Annotated in this window: 11 protein-coding genes and 1 pseudogene; 3 read left to right on the top strand and 9 right to left on the bottom strand. The window is 61.4% G+C overall.

The window, feature by feature from the left end; translation table 11 throughout:
• Positions 1 to 55: 55 nt before the first annotated feature.
• Complete coding sequence (locus JSE7799_RS14585) at positions 56 to 448, bottom strand: hypothetical protein (RefSeq protein WP_055664257.1); 393 nt, start codon at positions 446 to 448, stop codon at positions 56 to 58.
• 78 nt (positions 449 to 526) lie between these two features.
• On the opposite strand from JSE7799_RS14585, the pseudogene JSE7799_RS20050 reads away from it, so the two are divergent.
• A pseudogene (locus JSE7799_RS20050) lies at positions 527 to 1,277 on the top strand (IS256 family transposase); the annotation flags it as partial.
• A 52-nt stretch (positions 1,278 to 1,329) separates the two neighbouring features.
• Here JSE7799_RS20050 and JSE7799_RS14575 read toward each other — a convergent pair.
• The 8 genes from JSE7799_RS14575 to JSE7799_RS14540 form a co-directional block, all read right to left on the bottom strand.
• A complete protein-coding gene (locus tag JSE7799_RS14575) occupies positions 1,330 to 2,166 on the bottom strand; it encodes an IS5 family transposase (protein WP_055664255.1) in 837 nt (278 codons plus the stop codon).
• A 1,169-nt stretch (positions 2,167 to 3,335) separates the two neighbouring features.
• A complete protein-coding gene (locus tag JSE7799_RS14570) occupies positions 3,336 to 4,970 on the bottom strand; it encodes a type I restriction-modification system subunit M (protein WP_055664254.1) in 1,635 nt (544 codons plus the stop codon).
• Positions 4,967 to 6,094: an AAA family ATPase gene (locus JSE7799_RS14565; protein ID WP_055664253.1), complete on the bottom strand. Its 1,128-nt coding sequence runs from the start codon at positions 6,092 to 6,094 to the stop codon at positions 4,967 to 4,969. Before JSE7799_RS14565 ends, JSE7799_RS14570 begins: the two co-directional genes overlap by 4 nt.
• Before the next feature lie 3 nt (positions 6,095 to 6,097).
• Positions 6,098 to 7,282, bottom strand: a complete 1,185-nt coding sequence (locus JSE7799_RS14560; RefSeq protein WP_186201966.1) for a restriction endonuclease subunit S — start codon at positions 7,280 to 7,282, stop codon at positions 6,098 to 6,100.
• Positions 7,275 to 10,241 carry a type I restriction endonuclease subunit R gene (locus tag JSE7799_RS14555; protein WP_055664276.1) on the bottom strand — a complete coding sequence of 989 codons (2,967 nt, stop codon included), beginning with the start codon at positions 10,239 to 10,241 and terminating at the stop codon, positions 7,275 to 7,277. Before JSE7799_RS14555 ends, JSE7799_RS14560 begins: the two co-directional genes overlap by 8 nt.
• Positions 10,242 to 10,302: 61 nt before the next feature.
• Positions 10,303 to 10,698 (bottom strand): ParB/RepB/Spo0J family partition protein, encoded by a 396-nt coding sequence (locus JSE7799_RS14550; RefSeq protein ID WP_055664251.1) that lies wholly within the window; start codon positions 10,696 to 10,698, stop codon positions 10,303 to 10,305.
• Entirely contained in the window at positions 10,695 to 12,020 is a 1,326-nt protein-coding gene (locus tag JSE7799_RS14545; protein WP_055664250.1) for a recombinase family protein, read from the bottom strand. Before JSE7799_RS14545 ends, JSE7799_RS14550 begins: the two co-directional genes overlap by 4 nt.
• Positions 12,017 to 12,466, bottom strand: a complete 450-nt coding sequence (locus JSE7799_RS14540) for a DUF2924 domain-containing protein (protein ID WP_055664249.1) — start codon at positions 12,464 to 12,466, stop codon at positions 12,017 to 12,019. Before JSE7799_RS14540 ends, JSE7799_RS14545 begins: the two co-directional genes overlap by 4 nt.
• 337 nt (positions 12,467 to 12,803) lie before the next feature.
• Here JSE7799_RS14540 and JSE7799_RS14535 point away from each other — a divergent pair, with 337 nt between their 5' ends.
• Both JSE7799_RS14535 and JSE7799_RS14530 read left to right on the top strand, forming a co-directional pair.
• The gene (locus JSE7799_RS14535; protein ID WP_055664248.1) at positions 12,804 to 14,045 is read left to right on the top strand and encodes a hypothetical protein; all 1,242 of its coding nucleotides are present in this window, start codon (positions 12,804 to 12,806) and stop codon (positions 14,043 to 14,045) included.
• Entirely contained in the window at positions 14,005 to 14,958 is a 954-nt protein-coding gene (locus tag JSE7799_RS14530; RefSeq protein WP_144431733.1) for a winged helix-turn-helix domain-containing protein, read from the top strand. The genes JSE7799_RS14535 and JSE7799_RS14530 overlap by 41 nt, the downstream gene beginning before the upstream one ends.
• Positions 14,959 to 14,982: the final 24 nt, after the last annotated feature.

Below are 14,982 nucleotides of genomic sequence, written 5' to 3'. Positions count from 1 at the left end.
CCTAGAAGCGCCGCGATGCTAACCACACCACGACCGCCCCGATCGCAGTTAGCTTCTAATTGAAAATTTTAGAAATCTTGTTAAACCCGTAGGGGATAAATAACGCGGATCCCGCCAAGAAGTACGTGGATAGTGACGAAATCTTTTCTAGATTAGCCTCAGTTCCAAAGAACAGACCATGAAGCGCCCAGTACCCAATTCCGACGAATGTCGCCGCGATCCCAATGGCACCCAACGCGCCGGAAACTCGACTGAAACTGGTGTCTTCGTCCACTCCTGCCTCAGTCCCTTCTTTCTCGGAAAGCGCCTCAGCCATGAGTGTTCTATTAGTAGTCGGATTCACTCGGCCAAGCTCGCGCGACACATGTTTCAGGCCCCAGATCAAGACTCCCGTCATTGCAATAACGGCGAGCAGGTAACTGAGGTCTCTGATGGTTGACTGGTCCATCTCGCTCTCCACGCAGCAAGTGCTAAGGAAGCGTAGCTCGGTATTTGGTTTCAGGATAGTCGTTTCTGGCTGCGCCTTGGCGGCATGTCGAAGTCGCAGGTTAGCCGTCTCTACGTCGAGATCGACCAGCGGGTAAACGCCTTCGTCTCTCGCCCGCTGGAAGGGGCCGGGCCCAAATTTCTGGCTCGATTCGGCAAGCGCGAGGTTCTCGGCGTCGTCACAGGGCCTTCGGAGCCGGAGACCTTCTGGACGGACTTTCTCGATCTCTCGCCGACCGTGGCCTGCGCGGCGTGAAGCTGATGGTCGCGGACGACCAAAAGGGGCTTCGGGCCGCCGCGCGGCGGGTGTTCGACGCCACGCACCAGCGCCGCCGCGTTCACAGGATGCGGAATACGCTGGCTTATGCCCCAGCCAAGTAGCGTACCGCCGTGGCCGCGATGCTGAAGACGGTCTTCGCCCAGTAGAGCAAGGTGGACGCGGAAGCCCAGTGGGGATGTTGTGGCCGACGCGTTGCGCCAGAATTAGGCAAAGCTCGGCACCCCGATGGACGCCTCGCGGGACGACGTTCTGGCCTACATGGACTTCCCTTGAGAGCACTGAGCCCAGATCGCGTCCACGAATCCGCTCGAACGACTGAACCGGGAAATCAAGCGAAGGTCCGATGTCATCGGCATCTTCTCCAACGACGAAGCCATCGTCTAGCTTGTCGGCGCGCTGATGCTCAAAAAAAAACGACGAGTGAACCGTCGCACGCCGCTATATGTCCATGGAAACGCTCGCGCGTGTCACCGACAACCCCGGCATTAAGTTGCCCGCCGTGGCCACCTGATCAGCACTGGACCTCTCCGAAGGTCAGCGCTCTTAGAGCCCGACTCGAAACTCTATGATGTTTGACAATGCCTTGCGAGATGGCGGGTGACGCGGCGGATGTGGGCGATGGTGATCCATGCCTCGGCGCTGGCGATGGTTTTCTCCCAGTCTTTCGCGAGCCGGCGGCATCGGCCGAGCCAGGCGAAGGCGCGTTCGACGACCCAGCGGCGGGGGAGCACCTCGAAGCCTTTGGCGGCGTCGGAGCGCTTGACGATTTCCAGCGTCCAGTCGCCGATCTTGTCCAGCGCGCTGCGGAGCTTCGGCCCGGCGTAGCCGCCGTCGGCGAAGACGTGCCGCAGCCGGGGAAACGCATGGCGGATGGATTGGAGCACCGCTGGCGCGCCGTCGCGATCCTGGATGTCGGCCGCGTGCGCGACCAGCCCGACCATCAGGCCGAGCGTGTCGGTGACGATATGGCGCTTGCGCCCTTTGACCTTCTTGCCGGCATCGAAGCCGCTAACCCCTCCTCTTTCAGTGGTTTTCACGCTCTGGCAGTCGATCACGCCGGCTGAAGGGGTGGCGTCGCGACCATCGCGCTCGCGCGCCGCCATCACCAGATATTGGTTGATTGCCTTCAGCCGGCCGCTGTCGCGCCATTCGTAGAAATAGCGCTGCACCGTCGAGGGCGGTGGAAAGTCCTTCGGCAAATAGGCCCACTGGCAGCCGGTCGACGCCATGTAGAGGATCGCGTTCATCACCTCGCGCAAATCGGTCGTTCGAGGCCGGCCGATGCGACGCGGCGAGGGCATGAAAGGCTCGATCAGCGCCCATTCCCGATCCGTCAGATCGCTTGCGTAGCGGCCGCCGCGCCGATCATACTCAAGCCGAGCGGTTTCAGTCCAAGGCATGTGACCCTCCGTCCAGTCTGGCAACCGGACAGAATCACAAGGCACTGAACTGCTCAACGCTTTTCGGGTCGGGCTCTTAGACCATCCCGCGGGGCACTACCGAGCAGCGTAAGCCGATCGAGCACTACACAAGAAAGTGGTTATGACGTCGAGGTACAGCGCCAGCGGAAGGAACCCGCCGGGAATGTACCCCCCTCATAGTTTTTCTCTCCGTCACCGGTGTCCTTCGCTTTTGTGCTCTTCTCAAACCCATCTAGGAAAATTGACTGTACACCGACCGGCCCACTGAGATAAGCGCCCCCCGATCCCCAACTCGTCACCGTTCCGCCGTTGACCTCCCACTGACTGTTGTCTGCTGCTGTCCAGGTATCGCTTCCAGGCAGAGGGTTCAGGCTGTCGACGATGGTTATGCGAGCGGTTGTACCGTCCGATGAAGAAAGCGAAAGTTCATAGTCTGTGCTCATGGCGTGCTTCCCATTCCGTCTTGGTCGCTCCGAGGGTGCGTTGAACCGAGCCACGATCGTCGGAGGCCATACGTGTATTTTAGCGCGATCTTCGCTTTCTGCATACCCGCATAGAAGCGCGCCGCTCCTCATCGCTTGCCTCGACGGTCCCACGACGTCGCCGCTTGAAGCGCCGGAATGCCGTCAAGGCGGATATGCTTGCGCTCCCTTGTTAAGGTGCGGACCCGATCGCGACACTTTCTTGCTGCACCGACTCCCCGTCGAACATAGCTGATGCGGACCTTGGCCCTCCGGCTCGCGCCTGATCAATGACTTAAGACCCAGAGAACGTTCGTCCCCGGTCCCGTCCCCTCCGCCACTTGCCTCTGCGAAAGCGTTCTCTCGATCCGGCCGCGGCCGGATTTTCTCGTTGTATTCGAGGGTTATGCGGGATGGGCTGAGCACCGGCCCCTGCGCCGGGAGGCCCGGAAGCGGTCTCTCCGGGCCGATATTCTCCGAACCTCATGACTGCGCCATTTTGGTGAATTTGTCGTAATGCGCTGAAATCAAATCATTATTTTGTAACGAAACCTGAAAACTTCGATGCCGGTGGCTTCTCCGGAGAAACGACCGAGGTCGGACGTTCGCTGACGTGAGCACGGTGCCTGCACCTTATCTTCGACAACACCTGCGTCCAGTCACATGACAAGAGCACCAGAAGCCACGTCAATCTGATCCATTTTCAAGTTCGTATGGCAACATTGGCACGCCCAGCTCCTCCAGATAGCCGTTGTGCCGCTGGGCTGCCGATCGAACCTGTTTTCGCAGGTCATCAAGTTGCTGGCGGACAGCAGCTAGGTCGACTTCTTCTTCGAACTCTGCCGTGCTGACATAGCGCGTAATGTTGAGGTTGAAGTCGTGCTCTTCCTCGATCTCTTGAAGGCTGACGACCTTCGAATAGAGATCCTCTTCCTTTCGCTGTTTGTACGTCTCGACGATCTTGTCGATGTGTTCGCGCAGTAGTGTGTTCTGCCGCTTTCCAGGCTGATAGTGCTCGGCCGCGTTGATGAAGAGCACGTCATCGGTGCGCTTGCACTTCTTCAGCACCAGAATGCAAACCGGGATGCCCGTGGAATAGAACAATTTTGCCGGCAGGCCGATCACGGTATCGATGTTGCCGTCCTTGATGAGCTTGGTGCGAATCTTCTTCTCCGCCCCGCCGCGGAACAGAACCCCATGCGGCAGGATGATCGCCATGGTTCCGTCCTTGGCGAGGAAATGAAACCCGTGCAGCAGGAAGGCGAAGTCGGCGGCTGACTTGGGCGCCAGGCCATAGTTCTTGAAGCGAAAATCCTTCGCCGTCTCCTCGGTCGGCGTCCAGCGGTAGCTGAAGGGCGGATTCGCTACCACGGCATCGAACTCGATCTTCTTCGCCGGATTTGATTCTCGCAGGATGTCCCAGTCATTTTCCAGACTGTCGCCGTGGTGGATCTCGAACTCGGTGTCCCGCACGCCGTGGAGCAGCATGTTCATCCGGGCGAGGTTGTAGGTGGTGATGTTCTTCTCCTGCCCGTAGAGCTTGCCGATGCCGCCCTTGCGCATGTGGCGCCGGACGTTCAGCAAGAGCGAGCCGGAGCCGCTGGCGAAGTCATAGACGCGGTTCAGCTTGTCACGTTTACCGGAGGCCGGGTCCTGGCTATCGAGCGTGACGAGCTCCGACAGGATGTCGGAAATCCGCTGGGGCGTGTAGAACTCGCCCGCCTTCTTGCCCGAACCGGCGGCGAACTGGCCGATCAGGTATTCGTAGGCGTCGCCCAGCAGGTCGCGCCCGCTGGAGAATTCGGAAAGCCCCTCGTTGATCTTCTGGATGATCGTGCAGAGCCGCGCGTTGCGCTGCGGGTAATTCTTGCCGAGTTTTTCGGAGTCGAGATTGATCTCCGAGAACAACCCCTGAAAGCTCGACGAGAAGGACTCGTTCTCGATGAACTTGAAGCCCTGCTGCAGCGTGTGCAGCAGCTCGTCGTTCTGAGTGCGGGCCATCTCGGCGATGGAGCTCCAGAGGTGATCGGACTTGATGACGTAATGCACCTTGCGGCGCATCACTTTCTCGAACTCCTCGGTATCTTCGGGGTTTTGCGCATACCAGACGGCCAGCGGCGAACGGCGGTCGCCAGACGGAAGCTGAGGCCAGTCGGCGCCCAGCTCGGCCCTTGCGGCCTCCTCGTAATTGACCGAGAGATAGCGCAGGAAGAGGAAGGACAGCATGTAATCGCGGAAGTCGTCCGCATTCATCGCCCCGCGCAGTTGGTCGGCGATGGCCCAGAGGGTCTTGCCCAGCTTGGTCTGGTCCTGTTCGGTCATGCGGCGGTCTCCTCTGTCTCAGCCACCGGGAACAGATCGGGGTTGAAGCGGTAATCGTTCATGAAGTTGTCCAAAATTGTCCGGAAGATCCGCTTGTTCTCCTCGATCATCTCGACCGGCTCGAAAAGCGAATAGCTCCCGTGACTCAGAAGCTGCACATAGCGGAAATGCAGCGTGCCATCCTCGTCGTCCGGGTTGCGCTTTAACACGTCGCCAACACTGTTGAACCCGTGGAAGGTCGAGGTCTTCTCCATGATGCTGCGCAGGATGGTGAAGTGATAAGTGTAGAGCTTGCCGGACTGCGCGGCCGCGTGCAGCTCCTTCAGCATGGCGACATGATAGAAGCGCGGGGTCTGGCCCGTGTTGCGCAGCTGCCAGCCGCTGCCATCGCAACCCAGGAAGAACTGCCACGGCTTGCTCAACTCGTTGCACAGCACGTTGAAGAACAGCGTGTGGTGGGACGAGACCACCGCCTTCAGCCGGTCCTGATCCTTCAGCATTCGCGCCAGGTGGGCGGCAACGGCGATGGCGTTGTTCTCGTCCAGCGAGGAAATGGGATCGTCGATATAGAGGTAGTTCACCCAGTCATAGGCTTCTTGCCCGTCGATGGCGAGCTGGGCGACGGCCAGGAAAAAACACCAGATAAAGATGTTTTCTTCGCCGCGCGAGATCTTGATGGGAAGGGGCACGTCATTGCCGTCGGCGTCTTTCACGGTCTCGCGCCAGAACAGGACCGTGCCCGCGTCATAGTCGATCTGGAACTCGAAATCGCAATACCGGTGCAGGAGGGGGCGGATGCGGTTTTCCATTTCCAGCACGTCGAGGCCATTGAAGAACGCGGAATCCCGGTTCATCCGCAGCACGCGGTCACGGTCGTTTTCCAGGTCGTTGTCCCAGTTGAAAAGGTCCTCGGTGAAGGCGTTGAAATAGAGCGTGTCACGGGCAGTCACCTCGCCGTCGCCGTTGCGCGTCTTGCCCAGCTCCTTGAAAGCCATCGACAGCCGAGTCTTGCCCGTGCCGTTATGGGCGAAGATGAGCGTGACCTTCTTGTTTGTCGTCTCGATCTGCTGGCGCAGATGCCCGGCGAGGCCGTCGAGCGTGTCGAAGGCCAGCGGTTCAACCATGGCTCAACCGACCTCCCGCGGAAAAAGCCTCTGTATCAGCCCGCGCTTGTGGGTCTTGAGCGCCTCGATGGTCTCGCCCTGCGCCCGGATCAGATCGTCGAGCGCGGTCAGGCAATCGGCGATCTTTTGTTGTTCCGGTCTGGCCGGAAGGGGAACCTCGAAATCTTGAATTTGCTCGAGATCTCCGCGAGGCATCTTTACGCCCTTGGCGCCGCCCATGACGTGCGAAATGAAGCGCTCAGACATCAGCAATTGGCTAAGGAACGACTTCACGACGCTCTTGCTTGGGCGAACGACCAAGACATCATTCGATGCACCACCTGAGCGATCGGCGACCCAAACCTTTTGCAAATACGGGCGAATGTTCGACATGAGAATATCGCCCTCCCGATATGCGATGGCGCTTCCGGCAGGCGGTTTCTCAGGCTCCGGCGACAAGCCGCAGAAAGCGGGCAACAGGTTCACGGTGCTCACGTAATGTCCCAGAGGAACGTCTTCGGCGGCCACGCGCTCACGAATGAACCGCGCAATTTCACTGTCCCCCAACCGCTTCACCTCCCACGGGCCGGCCCCCTCGAACTCGGGGAAGCGGAGGCGGGGGGTGGTTTGTCCGATGGCGGGGAAGAGGCATTGCATTAGGCCCGTCTTATGGGCGCTGAGAGCCTCGAGCCGCCGCTTCTCGGCCCGGATCAGATCATCCAGCGACCGCAGACAATCGGCGATCTTTTGTTGTTCGCCCGTGTCCTTGCGCGGAAAAGGTATCTGCTTCTCCTTGAGCGTGGAGAAGTGGCGCTTGTAACCCTTTTGCTCGATGGGGTCTGCTTGCAATGACAGGAACAGGAACCTGGCTTCAATTTCGGAAGTTGGAGCCAAAATCTTGATCCCGTCCGCGCCTTGAGCAAACGGGCCATTCGCCAGCTTCACGACGCAGGAATGATCGCCAAAGACTACCAGCGGGAAATCCGCCTGGACCATCGCAGTTTCGTCGTTGGTCCACCCGCAAACGTCGCTGGGCGATTGGTCGATGATCGGGAACCTGCCACTCGGGAGGTATTCGGAGGTCTGTAGCTTCTTGGGCGGCGTGACCGTTTCGACCAACTCCCCCAACCGCTTCACCTCCCATGGCCCGGCATCGCGGAACTCGGGGAAGCGCAATTCGGGCACCGGTCCGGGCTTGGCCTCAGGCATCTTCATAGACCTCCAGCCCCGAAATCTCCTGCCCGCCGGCCTTCTTGCGCAGAAGCGGGATCAGGTCTTCCATCAGGGCAAGCTCGGCGCGGCTCCGCACCTTCCAGCCTAGCCCCTTGGGGCGGAAAAGCTCGGTCAGCGCGTCGGGGTGGAAGATGTTGAAGCGCAGGATGCCCGCGACAAATTCCTTGAGCGCCTCCACGGGCAAATCGTGCCCCGCGGCGATACGGGCCAGCTCTTCCTCTTCCCGCGCGGCCTTGAAGCGTTCGTAGCCTGCGCGGATCTCCTCCTCGCTCAAGCCCTCGCCCTCGTGCAGTGTGGCGACATAGGCCTCCAGATCCTCGCGCTCGTCCATCAGCCGGGCGGAGGAGGCGAGCAGGCCCATCAGCTCCTTGCGCGTCATCCTCCGCCTTTCCGGCGGCTGGCTGGTGAAGCGCGCGATCAGCTTCATAATGTAGTCGTAATCGATGAGCGCGCTGTCGAAGAGCACGAATTCGAATTCCAGTTGCTGGATCGGGTCGTCGGGGTCCTCGGTCTTGTGCTGGTGCTCCTGCAGGCGTTTCGCGACCTCCAGATACTGGGCCGAGAAGGCACGCAGATCGTCGCGCGGGATCAACGCCTCGATCTTCGCCTTATCCTCGGGCGTCAGGTCGGTGTACTGGTCGAGCTGGGTGGTCAGCCGCCGCACCTCCTTGAAACGTTCGATGAAGCCCGCCCGCGCCTCGTCGCCCTTGAGATTGGCGACGTCCTCGGGGCGGGGCTCGACCCCTTGCGAGGCCATGAAACCGGCGAACTTGCGGGTGGCCTCAGCCAGCTTCTCGATGACCTTGGGCGCGGGATCGACCAGCCAGACCTCGCGGGCGCGGTCCGGCGCCTCGCCCGAGAAGAGGGCGATGGCCTCGTCCACGGCGTCCTTCTGGGCGCGAAAATCGAGCACGTTGCCGTAGGGCTTGGAGTCGTTCAGCACCCGGTTGGTGCGCGAAAAGCCCTGGATCAGGCCGTGATACTTCAGGTTCTTGTCGATGTAGAGCGTGTTCAGATAGGCCGAGTCGAAGCCCGTCAGCAGCATGTCGACGACAAGGGTGATATCGATCTTCTTGTCGCGCGGCAGGTCGGAGTTGGGATATTTCTGATCCTTTATCCGTTGCTGCACGTCCTGATAGTAGCTGTCGAATTCCGTGATCCGGTGGTTGGCGCCGTAGCGGGCGTTGTAGTCGTCGATGATCTCGGCCAGCGCCTCCTTCTTGCGGTTCGGCTCGACCTTGTTGTCTTTCAGCTCCTGCGGCAGGTCCTCCTGCAACTGGGCGACGTCGCGGTTGCCCTCGGCCGGGGGTGAGAAGACGCAGGCGATGTTGAGGGGGATGAAGTCCTCGAGCGCCGCGGCGCGCTCGGCCTGGATTTCCTTGAACAGGTGGAAATACTCGATCGCGTCGTCGATCTTGGCGGTAGCGAAGAGAGCGTTGAACTTGCGCTGGTTGGTGGCGGCGTCGTGCTTGTGGAGGATTGCCTCGACCACCGCCCGCTTGGCCAGCGTCTCACCGGGCTTGATGGGTGCGCCCTCGGGCTTGAAGTAGTCCACATGGAAGCGCAACACGTTGCCGTCTTCGATGGCGTGGGTGATCGTGTAGGCGTGGAGCTCCTGTTGAAAGACCTCCTGCGTCGTCATCAGTCGCGCTTCCTCGCCCTCGACCCGAACCGCGTTGGCGTTCTTTTCGAATATCGGCGTGCCGGTGAAGCCAAAGAGCTGAGCGTTGGGGAAGAACTCCTTGATTGCCTTGTGGTTTTCGCCGAACTGCGAGCGGTGGCATTCGTCGAAGATGAAGACCACGCGCTTGTCGCGCAGAGGCTCGAGCCGCTCGCGATACTGGCGCTTGTTCGTCCCGTCCAGCGCGAGGCCCAGCTTCTGGATCGTGGTGACGATAACCTTGTTCTTGTAATCCTCAGACAGAAGGCGCCTCACCAGTGCTTCGGTATTGGTGTTCTCCTCGACGCAATTCGGTTGGAAGCGGTTGAACTCCTCGCGGGTCTGCTTGTCTAGGTCCTTGCGGTCGACGACGAACAAACATTTCTCGATGTCGGGATTGTCCTTCAAGAGCGTTGACGCCTTGAACGAAGTTAGCGTCTTGCCCGAGCCGGTCGTGTGCCAGATGTAGCCGTTGCCGCGGTTCTCATGGATGCAGTCGACGATCGCCTTGACCGCATAGACCTGGTAGGGGCGCATCATCATGAGCTTTCGCTCGTTCTGGATGAGCACCATGTAGCGGCTGATCATCTCCGCCAGGGTGCATTTGGTCAGGAACTGGTCGGCGAACTGGGCGAGGTTCTGGACCTTCCTGTTGTCACGAGTGGCCCAGCGATAAATCGGCAGGAACCGCTCTTCGACATTGAATGAGAAATGCTCGTTGTTGTTGTTTGCGAAATACCAAGTCTGGCTGCGATTGCTGACAATGAACAGCTGCATGAAACAGAGGAGGCTGTTCGTGTAGCCGTTCCCCGGATCATTGCGGTAATCGATGATCTGTTGCATCGCGCGCCGTGGTGAGACCTGCAACGATTTCAGTTCGATCTGAACGAGCGGAAGGCCGTTGACCAGGAGTATGACGTCGTAGCGATGATGGCTGCTCTTGGTATTGATGCGCAGCTGGTTGACGATCTCAAATGTGTTCTTGCACCAGTCTTTCAGGTTCACGAGCTGGTAATGAAGTGGAGTACCGTCTTCCCGCTCGAAGGTATTGCGATTACGGAGCCGCTCAGCATTTTCAAACACGTCAGGCGTTACCATTTTCTCGAGAAGGCGCTCAAACTCGTTGTCTGTGAGCTGGACTCGATTTAGTGATTCAAACTTTTCGCGGAAATTATTCTCAAGCGCGCCGCGATCCCTAATATTGTCTCTCAGAACATACTTGAGTCCCTCAAGTTTATTTATCAGCTCCTTCTCAATTTCCAATTCTTTTGTCATTTTCTCGCCGAATCTGCCGTTGTGCCGCCGCCAATTTCGGAGCGGAAGCGCCGCCCAAGAACTAACCACGGCGGGCGATCATGTCGAGACACTGCGCTTCCCACTCCACCGGAAACGGCTCAAGTACCCTTGCCAGCGTCACTTCCGGCCCCTGCTTTCCGTCCAGGATTGCCTCGACGATGTCCGGCGCGAGCAGGGTCAGGCGCAGGACGCGGGTCATGTATGAGGGCGCGAGCCCCTCCCGTTCGGCCAGTTCGGCGATGGTGGTAAAATCCCCCGACTCCAGCATGCGCTTCCAGCGGAAGGCGCGGGCCAGCGCCTTGACCAGCGCGTTGTCGGTCTGCCGCGAGTGCGTAGCGCCTTCCGGCAAATGCATTTCCTTCCGCCCGCCACGCTTCACAAACCGAAATGGGACGTGGAGCGTCACCGTGTCGGGGACCGCTGTACCGCGGGTCATGCAGCTTCTCCGATCCTGCCGGCCAGCATCTCATGCGCGAGGCCGCTGAGGCCGTCCACGCGTAGCCGGACGTTCAGGTCGTCCACGCCGATGTCCACTCGCTCGACCAGCAGCGCCGCGATGCGCGCCTGTTCTGCGGGGAACAGTTCGTCCCACAGCGGATCTAGTTGCTGCAGGCCCGTCCGGGCGTCGGCTTCGGTGATGCCGTCGGCGTGGGCACGGGCCGCCTTCCATGTACCTGCCACGATCTCGGGCTGGCGGAAGACAGCGCGCAGTTGGTCGATCACGGCGGCTTCGATCTCGCCTGCTGGTACGCGGCCGACCGGACAGGCCCCCGCGCCATGCTTCAGCACGGTCTGGCTGACATAGTAGCGGTAGAGCTTGTCGCACTTTCGGGTGTGCGTCGGCGAAAAAGCCGCGCCGTCCGGCCCGAAAAGCAGCCCCTTCAGCAGCGCCGGGGTGTCGGCGCGGGTGCGCGCGGCGCGCTTGCGCGGGCTCTCCTGCAGGATGGCATGGACGCGGTCCCATATCTCGCGGTCGATGATCGCGTCGTGCTCGCCGGGGTAGCTCTCCCCTTTGTGAACCGCGTCGCCGATATAGGCGCGGTTGTTGAGCATCCGGTAGAGGTACTTCTTGTCGATCCGGTTGCCACGCGGCGTCCGGAGGCCGCGCGTGCCGACCTGACGCGCCAGTTCGGTGCAGGACCCGATCTCGAGAAAGCGGGCGAAGATCCAGCGCACATGCGCGGCGTTGTCCTCGTCGACCAGCAGCTTCCTGTTCTCCACCCGGTATCCGTAGGGCGGCACCCCGCCCATCCACATACCCTTCTTCCGGCTGGCGGCGACCTTGTCGCGGATGCGCTCGGCCGTCACCTCCCGCTCGAACTGGGCGAAGGAGAGCAGGATGTTCAACGTCAGCCGCCCCATTGAGGTGGTGGTGTTGAAGGACTGCGTCACCGAGACGAAGGTGACGCCGTTCCTGTCGAACACCTCCACCAGCTTGGCGAAATCCGCCAGCGAGCGGCTGAGACGGTCGATCTTGTAGACCACCACCACATCGACCAGCCCGTCCTCGATGTCCTCCAGCAGCCGCTGAAGGCCGGGCCGGTCCAGCGTCCCGCCCGAGATGCCGCCGTCGTCATACTGATCGCGGATCAGCACCCAGCCCTCGGAGCGCTGACTGGCGATGTACGCCTCGCAGGCCTCGCGCTGGGCGTGCAGACTGTTGAACTCCTGCTCCAGCCCTTCCTCGGAGGATTTCCGGGTGTAGACCGCGCAGCGCAGCTTGCGGATGACCTTCGATTTATCCGGCGGCTTCGTCATGTCCGCCCCCTGTGGTTCTTGAGCCCGAAGAAGGTCCAGCCGTTCCAGCGCGTGCCGGTAATCGCCCGAGCGATAGCGGACAGCGACTTGTAGGGCCGCCCCTGCCATTCGAAACCATCCGCGGTCACTGTGACGACTTGTTCGACGCCCTGCCACTCGCGCAGCAGCCGCGTGCCGGTGATCGGGCGGTCGCGATCGGCGCGGATGCCGCGCTTAGTCCTGTCGCCGCCGTCCAGTTCCTCGCCCATTCGTTCCAGCCGCCGGATGGTCTCCGGCTTCAGCCCGCCATAGGTGAGTTCCTGTATGCGATAGGCCAGGCGGGACTCCAGGAAGCGCCGGTTGAAGGGCGGCGGCTCGCTGTCGAACAGGTCCCGCCACTGCCTCTTCAGGTCGGGCGTGGGCGTGGTCTTGAGCGCGGCCAGGCGCGCGGGAATCGTGTCGGTCATGCGGTTCTCCGTTTCTCGGTGGTTGCATGACCGCTCTGGTCGGGCGGATAGTGTAGCGAACTTTCTCCGGTTCCGTCAGATAGTTCGCTTGACTGTCTCTGCGTCAGCCGAACCAGCCCGAGCGCCAGCAGGCCGCACAACTCGGCGCGGCGTTCTGCGGGCGTCATCTGGTTGGCCGGGAGCGGATTGGGGCGTTTCATGCGGGCCTCGGAGCGGTCGTCTCCTCTGGCCTCTACTCGTCGATGTCGGAAAGCGTCCCAGCCGATCCCGCACAGGTTGAAGAATCGCGCATGGGAACGTATCAAGAACACTTATCATTCAGGAAAGGGGATTCGTCGTGGCCGGCAATTTGAAAAAGTTCGTGAACCCCCGGTTCATCAAGACCATCGATCTCGCCCTGATGAAGCCGCTGCTGGCGCGGCACGAGGGCAAGTACAAGGGCTTCTCCGTCGACCTGCTGGACCAGGAGGAAGATGCCGCCCGCGAGGCGCTGGAGAAGTTGCTGACTGGCGCCGAGGACAGCTATCCCGAAGGGCTGCGCGGCGATCTGCACCGCATCGCGGAACTGGGCGATGCCCGCGGCCTCGAGATCATCCAGGCGCAGGCAGTCCGTCAGGGCGTCGATCTGTTCCCCGATATAAAGACCGGCGACGAGGACGCGCCGAACAAGGCGCATGATCCCAAGCACATCGCCGTCCGGGTCTTTCTGGAGCATCCGGACCTGTTCGATGCGGCCGCTGACCACATGGCGATGCTCACTGCCGACCGCCTGCATGAATTTGCCGGCCGGGAACGTGGCGTCGCGATCGATCTGACGGCGGAGAAGGTCGAGGCGTTCCGGACGGCCGTTGCCGCGCTCTTCCGTGACGCGTTTCTCGGGGACTACTGCCGGGTGGGCGACTACGAAGACGATGACGAGATCAACCTCGTGGTCAGCCACGGCTCCATGGTCTCGACCATGCCGGTCGTCGAGGGCCAGGTCGAACGGGTGATCAGCGTGCGCCAGATTTCCCACGCCGTGCTGCGATACTCCGAGAACACCGGCATGCTGCGACTGGCCCGCATCAGGAAGGCGCATCAGCCCGAGATCGCGGAACTCTTCGCCTCGATCATCCTCGACCGGCCCGGCTTCTTCGACGGCGACGATGCGCAGGACCTCTATACCCTGCGCCCGGTCGAACTGGCCGGACCGGGCTTCGCCTTCGACGCCGCCTACGATCCGTTGATCGACAAGGTGCTTATCATTGAGGCGGCGGCCGACCTGATGGCGCCCGGCAAGAAGGGGTATCCCCGCGTGGTGCGCACGCTGCGGTCGCGGGATCTCGGCGGTGACGCGCTCCAGCATTTCGGCAGCACACCGGTCTCGTTCGGCGGCGCCTGGAGGCTGGGCGAACTCGTGTTCCGGATCCTGTTTAAGGGCGACGGCAAGCGCCAGCCGCAGGTCACGGTCAAGCTGCGGCCCCCGGGCGTCGTGCAGTTCCGCCGCACCCAGCACGAGGCGCGGGTGATGAAGCTGATCGAACGGAACGGGCTGATGAATGACCGAGACGATTTTGAGGTTGTTGACGCGGCTGAGTGAGGCTGGCGACGACGCGATCCTGTCCGGCGAGCTTTCCGCGCCGTTCTTTGGTCCGGGTTTCAACCGGCTGCTGGCGAAACGTGTCCTGGTCGAACAGGCGCCGCTCTCCGATTGGGAGGTCTGCGACGCCTGCGAATGCGGACTCCCCTGTCGGCCGATCCGGAAAGCGGGCGACGGATATCGTGCCGAATGTCCGCTGGACCGCCGAAATGACGTAGATCTCACCGAGGACGATCTACGCGTGTTTCGCATCGGCGCCGAGGCGTTGGCATCCGTGATCGGTGCCGCGGCAGGGTTCGCCACAGCTCCGAAACGCGCCGCGGAGAACGTCTGGCGGCTCGGCGATACGCGATCCGGACGTGCAGTGTTTCTTGCGCTTGAGTCTGCAGCTCTGACCGGCGACGGCATCATCGCTTCGTTGCGCCAGGCAGCGCAGGGCTCCGACGTCACGATCCTCGCACCGCAGTTACCAGCGGAGGCCGCCCGGCGTTATCAGGATGCGGGCTTTCATCTGGTCGAAACCCACGCGGTGCTGATGCCTGCCTCGGATGGCGGCGGCGGCACAATCGACATCGCGGCTCTGGCGCCGGTCCCACTGGCACCCGTGCTACGCGTGCGAAGGGCGACGGCCGAGGTTCAGTGGGACGGTCGCTCCGTCATTCTGTCGCGTCAGATTTTCCCCGTGTTCGAACGCCTGCTTGAGAAGGCGCTGTCGCGCGATCAGGTCGCCTCCCGATCCCATGTCGAAGGGACGACGGCGCGCGAGGCCAAGGATCTGATCCGCGAGCTGCGCGACGCGTTCAAGGCTGCCGGGTTCACCAATGCCGAGAGCAAGTCCCTGATCGCGACTGTTCGAAACCGGGGCTACCGGCTCGGCGTCCCGGCAACGGAGATCGTGGTCGACGACTGCTAGCGGCGCTTCGGTTTCTCTCCCTTC

The organism is Jannaschia seosinensis, from assembly GCF_001408515.1.
Classification (GTDB): Bacteria; Pseudomonadota; Alphaproteobacteria; order Rhodobacterales; family Rhodobacteraceae; genus Jannaschia; species Jannaschia seosinensis.
The sequence above is the reverse complement of the archived record's forward strand: the minus strand, read 5'-3'. Positions and strand labels throughout refer to the sequence as shown.

Excerpts from the sequence above, each read along its gene's own strand:
- JSE7799_RS14585 (WP_055664257.1), bottom strand. The coding sequence starts at position 448 with ATGGACCAGTCAACCATCAGAGACCTCAGTTACCTGCTCGCCGTTATT.
- JSE7799_RS14575 (WP_055664255.1), bottom strand. The coding sequence starts at position 2,166 with ATGCCTTGGACTGAAACCGCTCGGCTTGAGTATGATCGGCGCGGCGGC.
- JSE7799_RS14570 (WP_055664254.1), bottom strand. The coding sequence starts at position 4,970 with ATGACCGAACAGGACCAGACCAAGCTGGGCAAGACCCTCTGGGCCATC.
- JSE7799_RS14565 (WP_055664253.1), bottom strand. The coding sequence starts at position 6,094 with ATGGTTGAACCGCTGGCCTTCGACACGCTCGACGGCCTCGCCGGGCAT.
- JSE7799_RS14560 (WP_186201966.1), bottom strand. The coding sequence starts at position 7,282 with ATGCCTGAGGCCAAGCCCGGACCGGTGCCCGAATTGCGCTTCCCCGAG.
- JSE7799_RS14555 (WP_055664276.1), bottom strand. The coding sequence starts at position 10,241 with ATGACAAAAGAATTGGAAATTGAGAAGGAGCTGATAAATAAACTTGAG.
- JSE7799_RS14550 (WP_055664251.1), bottom strand. The coding sequence starts at position 10,698 with ATGACCCGCGGTACAGCGGTCCCCGACACGGTGACGCTCCACGTCCCA.
- JSE7799_RS14545 (WP_055664250.1), bottom strand. The coding sequence starts at position 12,020 with ATGACGAAGCCGCCGGATAAATCGAAGGTCATCCGCAAGCTGCGCTGC.
- JSE7799_RS14540 (WP_055664249.1), bottom strand. The coding sequence starts at position 12,466 with ATGACCGACACGATTCCCGCGCGCCTGGCCGCGCTCAAGACCACGCCC.
- JSE7799_RS14530 (WP_144431733.1), top strand. The coding sequence starts at position 14,005 with ATGACCGAGACGATTTTGAGGTTGTTGACGCGGCTGAGTGAGGCTGGC.